This is a genomic window from Paenibacillus algorifonticola (assembly GCF_000971975.1).
Lineage (GTDB): Bacteria > Bacillota > Bacilli > Paenibacillales > Paenibacillaceae > Pristimantibacillus > Pristimantibacillus algorifonticola.
This window is the reverse complement of record NZ_KQ040779.1, coordinates 88,894-107,330: the sequence shown is the minus strand read 5'-3', so window position 1 is coordinate 107,330 and position 18,437 is coordinate 88,894. Positions and strand designations below refer to the sequence as shown.

Sequence of the window (18,437 nt, the reverse complement as noted above, 5' to 3'; positions counted from 1 at the left end):
TTTATTATTTGCTTTTTCGTACAAGCAGTGTTCACTTATTTGGGAAAAATGAAAAGTATTTCAAAAATCAAAAAAATTTACCTTAAATCTACGTAATTCGACAAAAAAACAACAAAAAAAGAACAATCGTGCTCCCACCTTACGACAAATTCCCAGTAAGGTATTGGGTATAATAACAGTATTGTTCAAACTATACATAAGGCAGGAGTCGGATACGAAGATGGCAGAGAAAAATTCAGGCCGTATTGAATTAGATGTAAAGGATATACTTATCCAAATGGGAATTCCTCCAGAGAAATGGCCGCCACTATTGAATCCACCATCCAAATAAATAGTCTAATTCATCATTCTCTCCGCTCGTACAAAAGCTATAAACCGTTTCGTTTCTTCCACTGTCAACTTACGCCCATCAATACTCAAATTAAACTTCTCCAATATTTCATCATCGGATAATTCCAAATGCTCGGCAAAATTGCGAACGTCGTCGCTAAGTACCGTTTGCGGATGAAGGGTGCGTCCAACCAGAAAATCAACGGATACTTGGTATAGATCGGCAAATTTTTTCAATGTCTCGGAATCCGGTTCCCGGCGATTTTTCTCGTAATGAGATAAAGCAGCGCGTGAAATGCCTAGCTTTGCTGCGGTTTGCTCTTGTGTCCAGTGTCTGTCATCTCTCAATTGAGCAATTCTGCTGCCTATATTCATATGACCCCTCCTAAAAGTTTGCGAAGCAAACTAACTTCGTAAGCATAAACCTAGGTTTGTGGAACAAACCATCTTCGTAAGCATTAACTTAAGTTTGCGAAGCAAACTCACTTCGTAAGCATTAACTTACGTACAACATATAAACAGCAGGTTTTGCTATGCAAAACCTAGTTTGTATACACACACATATTGGATTATAACTGCTACACCTATATTAATACGGAAACGTTAGATTTGCATTTGTTGCAACGAAATGTCGCAAAAAATATTGATAGACGATTTTTTTGCTTGACATGATACAATTTGTATCTTAAAGTGAAGGAAAAGATTGATACATATCGTATCAAATTATTTCCAAGTCTATATCACTTTATACCTATAAGGAGAAATAAATGGACGGTAAAGAAGAAAATTCGCGCAGCAAGGTCCGTTTAAAGCTGAAGCCAGGCATTAAAGCAGGGTTAAGATTGCTCAATCGGCATGGCATTTTAATGAGTCCATCTACTGGAACGGTACTGGTGCTGAATTTAAGCCAGGAGGGTTTATGCTTCTGGTCTTCCTTAAGGCTCCCCGTACATCGGCTGTATATGGTAGAAGTCCGCATGAAGCTGTCCGGCAAAAACATCCGGCTTCAGGGAAATGTCGTTTGGCGCAAACGAACGGATAATGTTTTCGAGTATGGTATGCATTTCGAGCCCCCACTGCTTATCAAATCCATTATTACCCGCCTACTAAATGAAGAATTACTCGCCCAACAGCCGCAGCAACGGAAAATCCATCAGCTATATCGCAGTTTGAACGCAAGAAGCACTTTTGTCAAATGAGGAGGATTTTCGGGTGAAACGTTGGGTGAAACGCTCACTTATCATCGTCAGCACGGTATGTCTGATCGCTGGCTTGGGAACGGCTTTATACAGCTGGTATCTTTATGGGAAATTCAAAAAAACGGCTGCTGATATGTTTGAGCCCATCATTTCTACACCATACGTAAGCTCAGATTCGGAGCTGCAAGTGTCCGGCATAGAAGAAGCAATAATCGCACTGAAGCCCTTCACCGTACTAGTAATGGGAGTAGATGAGAGGACGAATGATCGGGGACGAACAGACACCATGATCGTCATGGGAGTGAATCCGCTCAAGCATTCGATCTTTATGTTCAACATTCCGCGTGATACGAGAACGGCTATTATTGGGCATGGCACGACGGATAAAATAAACCATGCCTATGCTTTTGGCGGGGTGGAAATGTCAAAGCAGACGGTGGAGCATTTTCTTGATTATCCGATTGATTATTATATTCGGGTCAATATGGAAGGTTTCTCGAATATCATCGACAAGCTTGGCGGAGTAACCGTCAACAATCCTTATGCTTTTGATTTCAGCGGTTATACGTTTGAGCAAGGGCCTATTCAGTTAAATGGCGAGCAGACGCTGCTTTATTCTCGCATGCGATATGAGGACCCGAAAGGAGACAGGGGCAGAAATGACCGTCAGCGCGCCGTCCTGAAGCAGCTCATTTCCAATGTGTTTACCTTTTATGGCGCTACGCAAATAAGCAATCTGCTTGCGGAGATGGGCGACAATGTGAGAACGAATATAACCTTTGATGAGATGAAAATCTTTTTTAAAGAATATGGGACCGGGATTGAAAAGGTGGATAGCGCTGAAATAAGCGGCAGCGGCACGATGATTGATAAGGTATGGTATTATATCGTTGGTGATCAGGAACGGGATCGAATACACGAGCTTTTGAAAAAACAAATGAGCATAGAAATGGATGGGGTTTAAAGCTTTCTGCCCCTATAAATAAATGAGGACCCTGACAAATCGTTGTCAGGGTTCGATGTTTCTGTAAGACGACAAAATTTGAGTTTTCTGTTGACATTATTCGCTAAATACCATAAAATATAAACAAACAGATACATTACGTAACATTTTACATAAATATGATACAATAAGTATACAAGGAGTGATTAGGTGATTCAGCCTCAGGAGCAGTTTTATTGCGTCGGATGCCAAAACATGATACCTACAGGGCAAGCGAATGTGTTGTTCCGAACCGGATTTTTCCGTGTGGTAAATCGGCTAGGTTGTTGTAGAGCATGTGCTCAGGCACAAGCTGGCCTTGCTAATAAGTTGGAGGCACAAATGCAAAGCGTAACAGGCGAAGTCATCCCGTTAACTGCGAAATCTGATTATGATCCCTATCAAACGATCTTCTATCCTGCAACCCAAAGCCTCCTGACTACAGAAGTTGTGTAGCAGGAGTTTTTTCTGTTTAATTGCTACTATTCGGGTACATATTCCAATCGTTTCCTTATTCGATTATACTAGGTAGGGTTAGATAGTTAGATTAATGTTAAATCATTATTAGATCACTATTAGAAATGTGATAGGACATGCGGTCCACTGGAGAAGGAGGAATAGAAATTGGAGCAGCCAATCGTACAAATGCTAAATGTAACGAAGCGCATCGGCAAACGGACGATCATTGATCATCTCAGTCTTGACTTGCCGGCTGGTGAAGTATTCGGTTTCCTTGGCCCGAATGGCGCAGGAAAAACGACAATGATCCGAATGATGGTCGGCCTCATTTCAATAACGGGAGGCGAAATCAAAATTGATGGTCACAGCATCTCAAAGCAATTTGAGAAAGCGATTCGTCATGTCGGTGCCATTGTCGAAAATCCCGAGATGTACAAATATATGACTGGTTATCAAAATTTGGTTCATTTTGCCCGGATGGTTCCGGGTGTTGAGCATTCACGTATTCAGGAGGTAACGGAGCTTGTCGGGCTTGGCTCGCGCATTAATGATAAAGTGAATACTTATTCGCTTGGCATGAGGCAGCGGCTTGGCGTAGCGCAGGCGATTTTGCATCGTCCAAAGCTGCTCATTTTGGATGAGCCGACGAACGGACTTGATCCAATGGGCATTCGCGAGCTGCGGGATTATTTGCAAAGGCTGGCCAAGCAGGAGGGACTGGCGATATTCGTCTCCAGCCATTTGCTTGCCGAGATGGAGCTAATGTGCGACCGGGTGGCCATCATCCAGCAGGGCAAGCTTGTGGAGGTCGTCAAGGTTGAGAAGAACAGGGAGTCGGAACGAACAGCAACGCAGCGGGTCGTTTTTGAGGTAGACGATTTAGAGGCGGCGCTGGCTGTCGCGGCAACTGAAGGAATAGCGGGGGGACGGGCTGGCCGCGCCATTGCGATTGGGGCGGATAAAGAAGCCGTTGCTATCTTTAATGCCAAGCTCGTAGCGGCAGGCATTAAAGTATACGGCATTCAGGCACAGCATCAATCTTTAGAGGATCGGTTCCTCGAGAAGACGGGGGGCGGTCATATTGTATAACTTTAGCAAGCTTCTATTGAATGAAAATATGAAAATATACCTCCGTACAAGAACTTGGATTATGACGGGTCTGCTGCTGGCGTTGGTTGTATTTATGACCGTACCCGTTTATTTTATGTCCAAAGACAGTGCAATGTCGATGTGGACACTTGTAAAATATGAATCGGCTGTAGGTTATTTGCTTATTGCCATGTTCACAGCCGTCGTTGCGGCGGGGAGCGTTGCTGAGGAGTTCACGAGCGGAACGATCAAGCTGCTGCTCATTCGCCCATGGATGAGATGGAAAATTTTATTGTCCAAATACATTTCAGTCGTGTTGTTTGCGCTGCTCCAGGTCGTGCTGCTATATGCATTTACCATTGCGTTCAACTTTTTATTTTTTGACCATACGAATGTAACGGCTGAAGAGATTCACGGCTTTTTCGTTGGTGATGGACAATATGAAGGGTCGGCGGCCGTGTATAATATGAAATATTATGCGATGCGCTTTATTGCACTGCTTGTGACGTCGATGATAGCGTTTATGCTGTCAACGGTATTCCGGAGCGGCGGACTTGCCATTGGGCTATCGATTTTCCTCGTATTTTCCTCCATTTCCATTGGTCCGATTATTGGGCTGATCGATTATAAATGGGTGGACTACTTGTTTTTCGTCCATTTGGATTTGGTGCCTTATTTGACTGGTAACGTTGGTGATCGGACGCTCGGCTTCGCGATTAGCGTGCTTGCTGTTTATTATGCACTATTCGCAGCGCTCACCTGGTTCGTGTTTGAGAAGCGCGACGTTGGTGCGTAGAGGAGTCGTACAGCATGATTTAAAAGAGTACAGGGCAGGCGTGTTATCGCCTGCCCTGCTTTCGTATGTTCACCTTGCAGCTATTTAAAGCTGTTAAGCCAGAAGCAGCGCTTTTTCATAAGTGAAGCTTATTGCACAGTATGCTCTCTAATGATGCTTGCAAGCTGTTTCACCTAATCCATTCCGTTTGCTTGTTCTATGTGTTTTCAGTTATATCCTTCGAGCTGCTGCTTATGTGCCGTTCATTGAAACACGCTGTGGGCTTGCTAGACCGCCTGACGGGCTTTATCCCGAGCACTGCCGTTTGCTGCGTTATCTTTGCCTGCTCCCTCTGTTTCCGAAAGCGGGCGTGTGAGCGGGGCTTGCCCCCGTTCCATATGGCAGCTGCCATTGAAGCTTCCGCCATCTTGAATGATGAAGGAATGGGCGTTAATGTTCCCCGTAATTTGCCCGGTTGCGGTAATGGTAAGCCGCCCCTTCGTCGTAATATCTCCGAATAGTTTGCCCGCTACGGTCAAATCCTTCGCGGTTATATTTGAACGTGCGACTCCGGATTCACCAATAATGACATCTCCTTCACATTCAATGTCTCCGCGGTATTCGCCTTCAATGCGCAGCCCTGCTTCGCATATCAGCTTGCCTTCTACATGAGTACCCTGTCCAATCAGTGTATCCGTGGGGGATATTCGTTTGTTTTCCTTAAATATAGACATAGAAAAACCTCCTTGTTTCACAGCTTAGGATGGTTGAAGCAAGTAGGGCAAAGGATTGACGGCCTCATCGCCTTGCATAATTTGAAAATGAAGATGGGGGCCCGTGCTTCTGCCTGTAGAGCCTAGCAGGCCGATTTTCTCGCCCCGTACGACCTGTTCTCCCTCCTTGGCTTCTATGCTTTGCAAATGCATATAGACGCTGTTCAGCCCGTTATGATGGTCGACAATGATATAGTTGCCCTCAGAGCCTCCAGTACCGACTTCCTTAATGGTTCCATCCGCCGCGCTGAAAACAGGGTCGCCTGCTTTGCCGCCAATATCAATACCGGCATGAAAGACAGCTTTCCCTGAAAAAGGATCCTTGCGGTAGCCGAAGCTGGAGGTCAGCTTCTTCGAATAGGTAGGCCAGCTCGATGGATAGGAATCGACCTGCTGCCTTTTTGTCTGTGCCTGCCGCAGCGTTTGCGCCATTGTTTCTTCCAGAGAGTCGACCATAGCGCTTAACGATTGAACGTCAAATGAGGTAGAAGAAGCCAAAGCACGAAAGGACATCCCGCTCGTATCATAACTGGCTTGCTGAGCCAAAGCCTGCTCGCGCTTGTGTGGCTGTTCAGATTGTTGTCCAAGCTTGTGGTTGCTAGTGTCTATCCCAGAATCAGAGCTTCCATATTTGTCGATGAACTGTTTGAGCTTGTTTTCTAGTGCAAGCAGCTCATCGACACGCGTCTGCATATCCTCGGTTTGCTGAGCAAGGCTTGCCAGCTGCTGCTGTAGGGCGAGGATCGTCTCATCCTTATTGGAGACGGTATGCTGATACTGTTGTGTCTGTTCATCCTGCTGCGTCGCCTGCTCCTGAAGCTGCGCCTCGAGCTCATGCAGCTCGAAGACGGATTTGAGCTGCAGCGCGGCAAAGCAGCCAGACACGGCCAGTGCAGCTGCGGCGGGGGCCGCAATGACGGATCGCTTTGAGACATGAAACTGCTTAACGGTTTTGTCGGCACCGCGCATGACTACAAGCGACCACTTTGAATTAGACGATCGATTCAATAGAGGTTTCTCCTTCCGGCCGGTATGAGAATTTAGAACGTTCTAATGCAATTTATTCTGCGTCGGTGGGAAACATGTCAGAAAATTAGGAAAAGCGCCTCCTTGGAAGCGTCTTTAAACGGGTTCATGCGTTAATGCATGCACAGATCCAACCGTTTGAAGACGCGACCAGAGAGACGCTTGTTCGTAGGCAAATTATTTACTTTCAATCGTAGCGAGCGCCTGCTGCATAGCAGGGGTGAAGCTGAAATCACGGCCCTGTGATTGCTCAGGAGGCAGCGTTGCGAGCTGGGCAATGCGCCGCTCGACTTCTGCTTTAATTTCCAGCGCCCGCGCGCGGTAAGTATCCGCGTTGCCAGCATCGCTGCTCATAGCAGCCGCGTATTCTACAATAGCATGATCATAGAGTTCAATATTCCAGCGGAATTTGCTGATGCCTTCCTCAAGCACTTTCAGCATTTCTGTTGTATTTCCATCTTTCTTGAAATTTTTATATTGGGCCAAAATAAAGGTGATATTGTAAGGATCATTCGTTTTACCTGCTGCAAGCGTCTGAAGCGCTTGTTCTTTCATTGTCGCATTTTGTGTCTGCTCATAGGCTTGCATAAGCCATTCGTATTTCATCAAGCTGAATACGGAATGATCAGGCGACGTCTTAATGGCTTTGTCGAGCGAAGGCAGCAGTTGGTTAAGCTGAGCCTGCCCAGCAGCAGCCGTATTGTACGTATCTTGGAACGTGCGGTTCGCGCCGTTCTCGCGTGCGGAGCCGACTAGCAGTACAACCGCCAGCACGCCGATTGCAGATGGATAGATCCATTTTACAACGTTACCCTGTACGGATTGCTCTGATCCTTGTTTAAACGCAAGCGATTTGCCATATGGCGCGATCATAGCGCCCAAGCAAATGAACAGCAAAGCGCTCAAATAGACGTAGCTCATATCAAAATCGATGGCGCTATGCAGCAGCAGCGTAGTTGCCAAAATAAAAAAGATCAAGTGGCTCCCCCGGCGTTCAGGGTAACGAATATACGAGCGAATATATAAGTAATAGATGTAAACGAGCAGCCCGATCAGTGCAGCAAATCCAATCCAGCCTACTTCAACTAGCGTTTGAATGAAGAAGCTGTGCGCTTGTCTGCTCCAATAAGGATTGTTCTGGTACTGCTCATACAAAGCTTGCCAGCCGCCTCCGCCTGCTCCGAGCAGCGGATAGTCTTTGGCAACCTTAAGACCATCTTCATAGAAGGTCCAGCGCTCAAGAACGCTGTGCTGCTGCAAGTTAATGTTTTCAAATCGGGAAGCGATTTTCTCAGGCAGCAGATCGCGTATGCCATCGCTTGTAATAAGCAATACGGCTGCTAATAATCCGATAACGATAATAGCAGCGGGAAAAGCGGCAAATGCCCATTTGCGTTCCGCAAGGCGTGCACTTTTATTTTCAATCCAAGGGAACAGCTTCTTGTGGATAAGCATGATCAGCCCTGCATTGACAAGGGCAGCCCCAGCGAGCAGCGCCCAGCTTTGCAGCGGCAGTTTGTCGAACATCGAGATCGTCGTTGCGACTTTCGTTTCTGTCGGCTGGACAATGGCGGAAATCGCTTCTGTATTGGCCGTAATTTTGCCCAAAATAACGAGCGTAAGCACTGCGGATAGACCAGCATAAACCACATAGGCAAATTGTCTAGCCAGCTTCAGGAAAGGCAGAAGTACAATAAGCATCACCGGTATGATAACGATGGCGCCGCGCGAGTATGCGAGAAAAAAGGAAATTAAAATCGGTACGAGCATAATGGAATTAGCCAGGCGCATGTACCAGCGTTCACAGGTTGCCGCATAATAAGCAGCGATCAGAAAGATTGCAATTAGGAAGCCGGCGTAAGTATTCGAATATTGAAAGACTGAGCTGAGCCGGTAGCCATCATGGGCGAGCCACATCGCGTCCTTGTAATATTGCTGGCCGAACAAATTGAGCAGGCCGAAAAATACGATTAAATAGGCCGAAAGCATAATTCCGTATTCCAGCCATTTGCGCATCTGTACTTTTCCAGCTGCGTAGAGACTGGCCATAAACAGAGAGGCGAGCAGGAAAAAAACAAACGTCATAAATTTGGCGTAATAGCTGGAGACGGCTTGCAGCGATGAGAGCCAGTAGATGGCTGGCAGCAGCAAAATCGCAATCGACAGCACGCTGCGATGATTGTTCAGTTTCCAGCCCGTAAGATAAGCGTACAGGGCGGTTGCGGCGAGTAGAACGTAGCCGTAGATGGCTGCGCTGTAAATAGGCGATTCAAAAGCGTACTCATAGCCATTGAACAGTCCCCGCTCGTATGGGAAAATAAGAACGAACAAAGCGAGTCCAAGCGCGAGTAACCCTTGCAACAGCGGCTGCTCTTTTACTAAAGCCGCTGTATTTTGTATTGCTTTTTTCCGTGCACTCATTAATATGTACTCCTTGTATGCGTAGTAGATTTCTTCATAGAGTTATTTTAACAAATGAGGGAGTGGATTACTATAAGGGGAGTGGTAGTGAGGATAGAATACATTAAAAAACGTTGCACTAATACTGATAAGCGAAGATGCTGTGTCGAAAGTGATAGGAGTTAAGCGCACCTAAGAATATAATAAGGTGTTAATATGTCGTTTTTTTTGGTAAGATAGCATAGGTGGAAAAGGGTAGATGAAGTGTTGTTTAATTGCAACTTACGTTAACGGTGGTGTTTATAATAAAGAAGAGTCTTTTTAGATTGTTATATAGAACTGCGCTATATTTCAAAAAATGGATTTTAATATTCGTTCCCCAACCAGTAATGCAAAAGATAAAAACAAAAATGCTTAAATCAGCTTTTCCAATCGAAAAAAAACAGGGGATTATTACGAGTTTCGGTGAGGATGGGATAAATTTAGTAGGTTATGCAAGAGCTGAAATGGGTATAGGTGAGTCCTGTCGTATAGCTGCTAATTGCTTAAATTCAGTAAACATTCCTTTTGGAATTATTAATTTTATAGGAACGAATAGTGCAAGAATGACGGATACAACTTGGATTCATAAAGAAATGAATATACCCATTTACAATGTGAATGTATTTCATATTAATGCAGAACAGATGGTTGAGGTCTATGCTAATTATGGAAATGATATTTTTAATAATAAATATAATATAGGTTTTTGGCATTGGGAGCTACCGGATTTTCCCGAAAGATGGTTAGATAGTTTTGGTTTAGTAAATGAGATCTGGGTTCCATCAACCTTCATTGCTGATAGCATTGCACAGAAGAGCCCCGTTCCAGTTGTTAAAATTCCGCATGGAATTGAAGTTTTAATTAAAGAAGCTAGGGATAGGGAGTTCTACGGTCTCCCAGAAAATAGGTTTTTATTTTTAAGTATGTATGATGTTAAAAGTTATCAGGAACGCAAAAATCCTCAAGCTTCAATTAAGGCGTTTAAGCTAGCTTTTAAGCATGATGACAGCAGTGTTGGGCTTGTTATTAAATTGAATAGCAATAGTGATGAAATAAAAGATATATTTGAATTAGAACAATTAATTGGAGATTATCAAAATATCTTTTTAATAAAAAAAGTGCTATCTAGAAATGATACAAACGCATTATTAAATGTGATAGATTGTTTTGTTTCGCTTCACAGAAGTGAAGGTTTTGGTTTGGGTCTAGCTGAAGCTATGTATTTGGGGAAGCCTGTTATAGGTACTAATTGGTCTTCTAACACTGACTTTATGAGAAGTGACAACTCTTGTCCAGTTGATTATGATTTGGTAACATTGGGAAATGACTATGGTCCCTATGAAGCATATCAATATTGGGCGGAGGCTAAAGTAGAACATGCTGCATTTTATATGCAGAAATTGACGGAAGATGAAGGTTTTAGAGAGGGAATTTCACAACGTGGTCAACAGACGATACGAACTGAATATTCTCCTCAAAAAGTAGGGGAGCTAGTGGAAAAACGATTGAAATATATAAAATTATGGAGTTCCGGAGGATGATATGACGTTAACTTGCGTAATAATGGCTGGTGGAAAAGGAGAACGGTTTTGGCCAAAGAGTCGTACTCATTTGCCAAAGCAGTTTCTAAATATATCAGGGAATAAGTCTATGATTCAGCAGTCTATTGAGCGACTAGAGCTACTTATTCCCATTAGCCAAATTTTTATTGTCACTAATGAGCTTTATGCAGAATTGCTAAAAGCACAGATCCCTCATTTACCTCATGATAATATTATTATTGAACCAGTAGGGAGAAATACAGCGCCTTGTATAGGTCTTGCTTCATTAATTATCGAAAGTAAATACAGCGATAGTACAATGATTGTAATTCCTTCCGATCATATTATCCAGAATGAAACTGGTTTTATAGATATACTTAAAACCGCGGCTAAGTTAGCCAATGATGGAGATAACCTAATTACGTTGGGAATAGAGCCTACTTATCCAGAGACAGGTTATGGGTACATAGAAAGCACTGGGATTGAACAAACAGTGAATGATGTGAAAGTTTACAAAGTAAATAAGTTCGTTGAAAAACCCAATAAAGAAGTAGCCGAGAGTTATCTAGAAGCTGGAAACTTTTATTGGAATAGTGGCATTTTTGTGTGGAGAACTGAGGTTATTAGAAAATATATACAACAGTTAATGCCTGAAGTACATGATATACTTGAGACGATGAAATATGCTTTAGGTGGAATGAATGCAAAAGAAATTATTGCGGAACTTTTTGTAAAGATGCCTGATCAATCCATAGATTATGGCATTATGGAGAAAGCGGAAGAAATTTTTGTTATTCCCTGTCTCTTCGGCTGGGACGATGTTGGAAGCTGGACGGCATTGGAAAGAATTGATGAGTTGGATGAAAATGGAAATGTAATAAAAGGGAATATTTTAAACTTGGATACAAAACGTTGTATTATCGAAAGTAATGGTAAGCTCATTGCTACCTTAGGGATAGAAGACTTAATAATTGTAGATACAGAAGATGTAACTTTAATATGTACAAAAGAAAAAGCACAAGAGGTTAAATTATTGCTCAAGGAATTAAGAATGCAAAAACTGGAGCAGTATTTATAAATTATATAATATTAAGGAGTAGTTATCACCATGACTAAGAATGCACTAATCACAGGAATTACAGGGCAAGATGGATCTTATTTAGCAGAATTGCTCTTAGAAAAGGGATATAAGGTATTTGCTTTACGTAGAAGAACGAGTGTGCCTATTATGGAAAATATTGAACATATTAAAAATGAAATTGAGTTTATTGAAGGCGACTTGCTGGATCAGGGATCACTAATAAATGCAGTGCGTATTTCTAATCCAGATGAGGTTTATAACTTAGCTGCACAGTCATTTGTGGGTACGTCTTGGATTCAGCCTGTATTGACTGGTCAATCAACAGGGATTGGTGTAACAAATATGCTGGAGGCAGTGAGGTTAACTAAACCAGAAGCAAGGTTTTATCAGGCTTCAAGCAGTGAAATGTTTGGAAAAGTTGTTGAAACTCCACAAAAAGAGACTACACCATTTTATCCGCGAAGTCCATATGGTGTAGCTAAAGTTTATGGACATTGGATAACTGTCAATTATAGAGAAAGTTATGATATGTTTGCTTGCTCGGGTATTTTGTTTAATCATGAATCGCCACGTAGGGGAGTAGAGTTCGTTACACGAAAAGTGACAGATGCTGTGGCTAGAATTAAATTAGGTCTACAAACCGAACTGCGAATGGGTAATTTGGATGCAAAACGTGATTGGGGTTTTGCGGGTGATTATGTAAAAGCAATGTGGCTGATGCTACAACAAGACCAACCAGAGGATTTTGTTATTTCTACCGGAGAGACACATACGGTTGAGGAGCTTGTTGAAATCGCCTTTACTCATGCTGGTCTTAACTGGAGAGATTACGTTGTTATTGACCCTAAATTCGTACGTCCTGCAGAGGTAGATCTACTACTTGGCGATTGTACAAAAGCAAAAGAAAAGCTGGGTTGGAAATTAGAAGTTGGGTTTGAGCAAATGGTGAAGATGATGGTAGAAAATGATTTGCAAAAAATACAACGTTGATTGAAGTAGAGGGCGGTAATTTTTAATGAGAGCTTTGATTACAGGTATTACGGGATTTGCTGGTGGGTACTTAGCAAATCATTTAAAGCTGCTAGGATATGAAGTGTTTGGCACTACAAGTAAATCAATTAATAAAACCTCACGTATAAGTTTAGTTAACCAATGGACCACTGAGAAGGAGATCATTGATCTCCTTAATGAAATCCAACCAGATTATGTTTACCATCTTGCAGGGCTCAGCAATGTTAAGGAGTCCTGGGATGATAAAATTTCTGTGGTCTCTACAAATACGAATTTAACTATTAAATTACTAGAAGCAGCAAGGAAAAGTAGTGTTTCTAATCATGTAAAAATATTAACTGTAGGCTCTTCAGAAGAGTATGGGAGAGTAGCGGATCCAACGGTGCCTATTAACGAAGGAGATGCACTGCAACCTATGAATCCTTACGGTGTGTCAAAAGCTGCCGTTTCTTATTTGGCAAAGCAATACTTTACCGCTTATGGCTTGAAAGTCATTCATGCAAGGTCTTTTAATCATATCGGGCCAGGCCAACGCTTAGGATTTGTAGTATCTGACTTTGCATCACAGATTGTTCAAATTGAACATAAGCAACAGGAAAAAATATTAAGAGTTGGGAATTTAGATGCCAAACGAGATTTTACTGATGTTAGAGATATTGTGAGAGCTTACCACTTGTTGCTTGAGTCTGATGCGTGCGGTGAAATCTTTAATGTATGTTCAGGAAAACCTATTTCAATTAGTGATTTAATTCAGAAACTGCTAGAGTTGTCGACAGTTGAAATCGAATTGCAATTAGACCAAAGTAGAATGAGACCCAATGACATACCATTTTATATAGGGAATAATAATAAACTTAAAGAATTAACTGGCTGGAGACCGCAAATTGCTGTGGAAACAACGTTGTTAGATGTATTAGAATATCTACGCAATATATAAGGTGGACTATATAAAATGCTTAATGTATGGAAGGACATTTATCAATATAGGGAGTTTCTTAAAAATAATGTTTCAAAGGATTTAAGAACACGCTATAGAGGTTCGATTTTTGGATTTTTATGGACATTCCTAAATCCTTTATTTATGTTAGTAGTTTACTCGACATTATTTTCTATTATTATTAAAATGCCAGTAGATAATTATCCTATATTTTTATTTTGTACGTTATTGGCATGGAACAATTTTCAATCCAGTGTTCAGAGCAGTGCTTCTATCATAGTTAATTCAGGTAATCTCATTAAAAAGGTATATTTTCCTCACGAAATACTACCGATTTCTGTAGTTACCGGAGGCCTAATTAATTACTTATACGGTTTAGTTATTCTGATACCAGCACTTATTATTTTTGGCTATATGCCTAATTTAAATTATTTATGGTTACCCGTTATAATTATAATTCAATTTATATTCACCCTCGCAATTTCATTTATTGTATCTGCTCTTAATGTTTATTTCAGGGACTTAGAGCATATGTTGAATATTTTCTTAATGGCCTTTTTATATTTAACACCAGTATTATATCCTCAAACAATGATACCAGAAAAGTATCAATGGTTATTTAATTGGAACCCAATGGCGATACTTGTGACGGCGTATAGAAACGTTTTTTATTACAATGAACCCCCTGCTACAGCTCAGTTATTTATTTTGGGATTTATTTCAGTTGTTTTACTATTGTTTTCTCAATTGTATTTCAAAAAAGTAAAGGTGAAATTCAATGAAGAAATATAAAGGGTGAATTTTAGTGGACAATAACAAGATGATTGAAGTTAAGGATGTTTGGAAGAAGTATAAAATATATCAAGATAAACCGGTATCCTTTAAGGAAAGATTTTTATATAAGAGAAAAGGTGTTTTTCAGGAAAAGTGGGTATTACAAGGAATATCCTTATCTATTGAAAAGGGGAAAATGATAGGACTAATTGGAAGAAACGGATCAGGTAAAAGTACTTTATTAAAAATGATGACTAAAATTTTGCAGCCAGACAAAGGTGAACTCAAAATAATAGGTAGAGTTTCAAGCCTGCTTGAGCTAGGGGCAGGCTTCCACATGGACTTTACTGGAAGAGAAAATATATTTATGAATGCATCTTTGTTTGGGCTGTCTCGTAAAGAAATCAATTCCAAGCTTCAAGAAATCATTCGTTTTGCGGAGCTGGATACATTTATAGATAACCCAGTAAGAACTTATTCCTCTGGTATGTTTATGCGATTAGCGTTTTCCATCGCCATACATGTTGAACCTGATATTTTATTGATAGACGAGATTCTAGCGGTAGGAGATAATGCATTTCAAAAAAAGTGTATTAGTAAAATTGAAGAGTTTAAGGAGAAAGGAAAAACGATAGTTTTTGTTTCTCATGATAACGGCATAATGGAAAGATTATGTGATGAGCTTTATTGGATTCATGAATCTAAATTAGTAAAGAAAGGCAAGCCAGAAGAAGTTATTAGAGATTATTTGGATTTTCTGTCGGGTAGTGAAGAACAGCGTTTGAAAAATGAGGTTATGCAACAAGAAAATCAGCAGACGAGTCAAATTGAAGTAACTGAACAAAATGAAGAAGTTAATAAAAAGGAAAACAAACGTTGGGGTAATGGTGCTGTTGAGATTACTAATATCGCAATTAGAAATCCTGACAATGAGAATAAATTTATTTTCACAAGAGAGCAACGTTTAGAAGTAGAGTTAACTTACAAAACAACAAATTTAAAAGTTGAAAGACCTGTATTTGGAGTTGGAATTTTTAAAATGGATGGAACAAATTGTTACGGGACGAATACGTATATTGATAAGGTAGAGTTAGAAATAAGCGAACATGGTAAAGTGCGTTATTGCATTGAATCTTTAAATCTAGTTCAAGGAGATTATTATGTTGACGTAGCGTGCCATCATGAGGATGGAACCCCTTATGATTATATAACGAAAGCTGCAAATTTTAGTGTTCATTCAAAGGAAAATGATCAAGGAATTGCATTCTTGCCACATAAATGGTTTTTTGAAAAAGGGGGAGAGTCCTGATGACAGCATCATTTGATTCTGCTGAAGAGCTAATGGAGCATTTGAAAAAGCAAATTATTGAATTTCCTAACTCAGAAGAAACGATTACCTATTCGGTAGAGAAAAAGACTGGGACTGGGATACTAGATCTTACCAGTTTTCGTAATGAATGCGATGCGAACAATAGTTTATGGAACGTAAGTACTGACCGTCCAATAACATCACACCGGAAATTAACGGGTAAATTTATTGTATTAGGCAAGAAAGTCGTTCGAAAATTATTGCGCTGGCATGTAGGAAATACGTTTGAGATGCAAACGACCTTTAATGGATCGGTAACTAGGTCATTTAATGAGCTATATAACGTTGTTCTCCAATTAACAGCGAAACAAGAACAATATGAAACACATATCCAGGAGCAACAAAAACACATTCAACGCCTTGAAAACAAATTAAATAATTTGGATATGCAGCGCGAAGTAAAAATTGGAATGAATAATTTCAAAACCGAAATTAATGAATTTAAAACCGAATTTGATGAATTGAAAACCGAATTTGATAATTTGAAAACCGAAAAAAGTATTGAAAAGCATAAAAGTGAGGAAGATATTGCAAATGTTATTTCGGAAGTTAGATCATCCCAAAATAACTACGTAAGAAGCTTTAATGAATTAACAAATTTAATAACTGATAGATTTAATACGCTAGATGATAAATTTAAAGCAGAAATTAATTTCATGCAGTATCGATTAAGAAAAATTAAAAATCAATCACTGACTGAATCAAGCGGAAAGTTACCTATGCTTATAGAGCCTAATGAAAAGGTGGAAACTGATTCAAATAGTTTTGATTATCTGCATTTTGAAAATAAATTTAGAGGCAGTGTGGATGAAATAAAAAAACGCCAGACGGTGTATCTTCCTTATTTTATAAATAAAGAGAATGTACTGGATATCGGTTGTGGGCGTGGTGAATTTATTGAATTGATGTTGGAGAACAGTGTATCTGTAAAAGGGATAGACCTCAATAGAGAAATGGTGGAGTACTGTCAAGACCGTGGGTTGCCAGTAGAATATAATGATGCTATTCAGTATCTACACTCAGTAGAGGATAATGCACTTGGTGGAATATTTTTAGGTCAAGTTATTGAGCATTTAACTTTTGAACAAATAATCACACTCGTTGAATTATCGTATAATAAACTAAAAGCGGGTTCTTATTTAATTATGGAAACGCCTAATCCGTTGTCATTGGCTATTTTCTATCGTACTTTCTATGTAGATCCAACGCATGTCAAACCCGTACATCCTTTAACTATTCAATATTTAGTCGAATCTATTGGCTTTAAAGAAGCCAAGTTGAATTACTCAAGCAGGGTAGAGCCGAATTGGTGGTTACCAACCCTTGATGTAGAGGAAGCCGCAATCAAAAATGTAAATGAATTTAATGAGGGAATAAATCGGATTAATGAATTATTATATGGGAATTTAGATTATGCTATTATAGCAAAAAAGTAAGGTTGTGAATGTTATGAAAATCGGTATTGTAAAACCGGACTATAAAATATCTGGTGGATTTGAAGTAGTAGTAAATCGTCTTAAACTTGAGTTGGAACAAATGGGGCATCAGGTTCAGATGGTTTATATCGATGCTACAGATCAATCTATAAATGAAATACCCTACAACCTAACTAATGAGATGTTTCACAAAAATCCGGATTTTTTCAGATATATTAATCATTTTTGGAAGTATCTAAAAATGGATTTGAACCGGTTTGATTGTGTGATAAGTACACAGCCTCCTTCATTTGCTATTCAACATCCACGGCACATCTCATTGTTTTATCATCATATGAAAGTTTATTATGATATGTCTAATCTAATACAAGAAGTTGGACTTCAACAGCCTTACCATCGTAAGGCTGTTGAAGTCATTAGAGAAATAGATACGAAGAGTTTGTCCAAGGTTTCAACTATTCTTGCGGGTAGTAAAACTATCCAAAATAGATTAGCTGAATTTAATGGTTTATCGAGTAATGTTGATGTTATATATGCAGGAATAGATCCTGAAATTTATCATTATGATGGTGAACTAAGCTATGTTAATCCGGTAGTCGTTGGCAGGCATGAATTTCCCAAACGCCCTGAATTATTTGTAGCTGCTATGAAGCTTGTTGCAAATGAAACAGGCGTTATCGTTGGGGCTGGAGGTCGAACAGATGATTTGAAAAAAATTGACCAGTTGCTAACGATGGCTGCTAAAGAGCAAATAAGTATTCCTAACGATGTTATCTGGAAACAGATGTCTAATGGACATTTTCATAAAGAATATAAAGATCTAGGTCAGTTGGCTAAAAAGAAAAACTATCCATCAAATATTAGATTTACAGGTAGAGTCTCAAAAGAAGATCTGTTCAAAGAATATTCAAAAGCGTTGTGCGTTGTATGTCCAGCCTATCAAGAAGATTACGGCCTTACCGCAATAGAAGCGATGTCATTTAAAAAGCCGATAATTGCTTGTAAAGATGGTGGTGGCTATGCAGAACTTATTGAGGATGGAATAAATGGATTTTTGGTTGAACCGACCTCAGAAGCAATAGCCGAGGCTATTCTGAAGTTTTCACAGGATAAGACTCTTGCTGTTCGAATGGGAAATGCTGCGTATGAAACTAGCAGAAAGTATACATGGAATAACACGATTAGTAAATTAAATGAACATCTGATATTTTAA

Annotated in this window: 16 protein-coding genes; 12 read left to right on the top strand and 4 right to left on the bottom strand. The window is 40.3% G+C overall.

Annotation, left to right across the window (positions count from 1 at the left end):
- Positions 1-336: 336 nt before the first annotated feature.
- Positions 337-705: a helix-turn-helix domain-containing protein gene (locus tag WH37_RS01985; protein ID WP_046228883.1), complete on the bottom strand. Its 369-nt coding sequence runs from the start codon at positions 703-705 to the stop codon at positions 337-339.
- Positions 706-1,097: 392 nt separating this feature from the next.
- Between WH37_RS01985 and WH37_RS01980 the strand changes: the two genes are divergently transcribed.
- The 4 genes from WH37_RS01980 (at position 1,098) to WH37_RS01960 (ending at position 4,855) form a co-directional block, all read left to right on the top strand.
- Entirely contained in the window at positions 1,098-1,529 is a 432-nt protein-coding gene (locus tag WH37_RS01980; RefSeq protein ID WP_046228882.1) for a PilZ domain-containing protein, read from the top strand.
- 13 nt (positions 1,530-1,542) lie between these two features.
- On the top strand, positions 1,543-2,493 hold the full coding sequence (locus WH37_RS01975; protein ID WP_046228881.1) for an LCP family glycopolymer transferase: 951 nt from the start codon (positions 1,543-1,545) through the stop codon (positions 2,491-2,493).
- Positions 2,494-3,156: 663 nt separating this feature from the next.
- Positions 3,157-4,059, top strand: a complete 903-nt coding sequence (locus WH37_RS01965) for an ABC transporter ATP-binding protein (protein ID WP_046228997.1) — start codon at positions 3,157-3,159, stop codon at positions 4,057-4,059.
- A complete protein-coding gene (locus tag WH37_RS01960) occupies positions 4,052-4,855 on the top strand; it encodes an ABC transporter permease (protein WP_052736747.1) in 804 nt (267 codons plus the stop codon). Before WH37_RS01965 ends, WH37_RS01960 begins: the two co-directional genes overlap by 8 nt.
- A 266-nt stretch (positions 4,856-5,121) precedes the next feature.
- Here WH37_RS01960 and WH37_RS01955 read toward each other — a convergent pair whose 3' ends face one another.
- The 3 genes from WH37_RS01955 to WH37_RS01945 form a co-directional block, all read right to left on the bottom strand.
- Positions 5,122-5,568: a bactofilin family protein gene (locus WH37_RS01955; protein WP_046228878.1), complete on the bottom strand. Its 447-nt coding sequence runs from the start codon at positions 5,566-5,568 to the stop codon at positions 5,122-5,124.
- Between the two features lie 24 nt (positions 5,569-5,592).
- Positions 5,593-6,615 (bottom strand): M23 family metallopeptidase, encoded by a 1,023-nt coding sequence (locus WH37_RS01950; protein WP_143088530.1) that lies wholly within the window; start codon positions 6,613-6,615, stop codon positions 5,593-5,595.
- A gap of 195 nt (positions 6,616-6,810) precedes the next feature.
- Positions 6,811-9,054, bottom strand: coding sequence for an O-antigen ligase family protein (locus tag WH37_RS01945; RefSeq protein ID WP_046228876.1), 2,244 nt, complete (start codon positions 9,052-9,054; stop codon positions 6,811-6,813).
- Positions 9,055-9,359: 305 nt separating this feature from the next.
- Here WH37_RS01945 and WH37_RS01940 point away from each other — a divergent pair, with 305 nt between their 5' ends.
- From WH37_RS01940 to WH37_RS01905, 8 genes are read left to right on the top strand one after another with little or no spacing between them, the layout of a single operon-like run.
- On the top strand, positions 9,360-10,616 hold the full coding sequence (locus tag WH37_RS01940) for a glycosyltransferase family 4 protein (RefSeq protein WP_231594082.1): 1,257 nt from the start codon (positions 9,360-9,362) through the stop codon (positions 10,614-10,616).
- 1 nt (position 10,617) lies between these two features.
- Positions 10,618-11,694, top strand: a complete 1,077-nt coding sequence (locus WH37_RS01935; protein ID WP_046228875.1) for a mannose-1-phosphate guanylyltransferase — start codon at positions 10,618-10,620, stop codon at positions 11,692-11,694.
- Positions 11,695-11,724: 30 nt separating this feature from the next.
- Complete coding sequence (gmd, locus tag WH37_RS01930; protein WP_046228874.1) at positions 11,725-12,687, top strand: GDP-mannose 4,6-dehydratase; 963 nt, start codon at positions 11,725-11,727, stop codon at positions 12,685-12,687.
- A gap of 25 nt (positions 12,688-12,712) precedes the next feature.
- Positions 12,713-13,645 (top strand): GDP-mannose 4,6-dehydratase, encoded by a 933-nt coding sequence (locus tag WH37_RS01925; protein ID WP_046228873.1) that lies wholly within the window; start codon positions 12,713-12,715, stop codon positions 13,643-13,645.
- Positions 13,646-13,660: 15 nt separating this feature from the next.
- A complete protein-coding gene (locus WH37_RS01920; RefSeq protein ID WP_046228872.1) occupies positions 13,661-14,437 on the top strand; it encodes an ABC transporter permease in 777 nt (258 codons plus the stop codon).
- 13 nt (positions 14,438-14,450) lie between these two features.
- Positions 14,451-15,728, top strand: coding sequence for an ABC transporter ATP-binding protein (locus tag WH37_RS01915; protein WP_197091332.1), 1,278 nt, complete (start codon positions 14,451-14,453; stop codon positions 15,726-15,728).
- Positions 15,728-17,224, top strand: coding sequence for a methionine biosynthesis protein MetW (locus tag WH37_RS33250; RefSeq protein WP_052736746.1), 1,497 nt, complete (start codon positions 15,728-15,730; stop codon positions 17,222-17,224). The genes WH37_RS01915 and WH37_RS33250 overlap by 1 nt, the downstream gene beginning before the upstream one ends.
- Positions 17,225-17,237: 13 nt before the next feature.
- The gene (locus tag WH37_RS01905; protein WP_046228871.1) at positions 17,238-18,437 is read left to right on the top strand and encodes a glycosyltransferase family 4 protein; all 1,200 of its coding nucleotides are present in this window, start codon (positions 17,238-17,240) and stop codon (positions 18,435-18,437) included.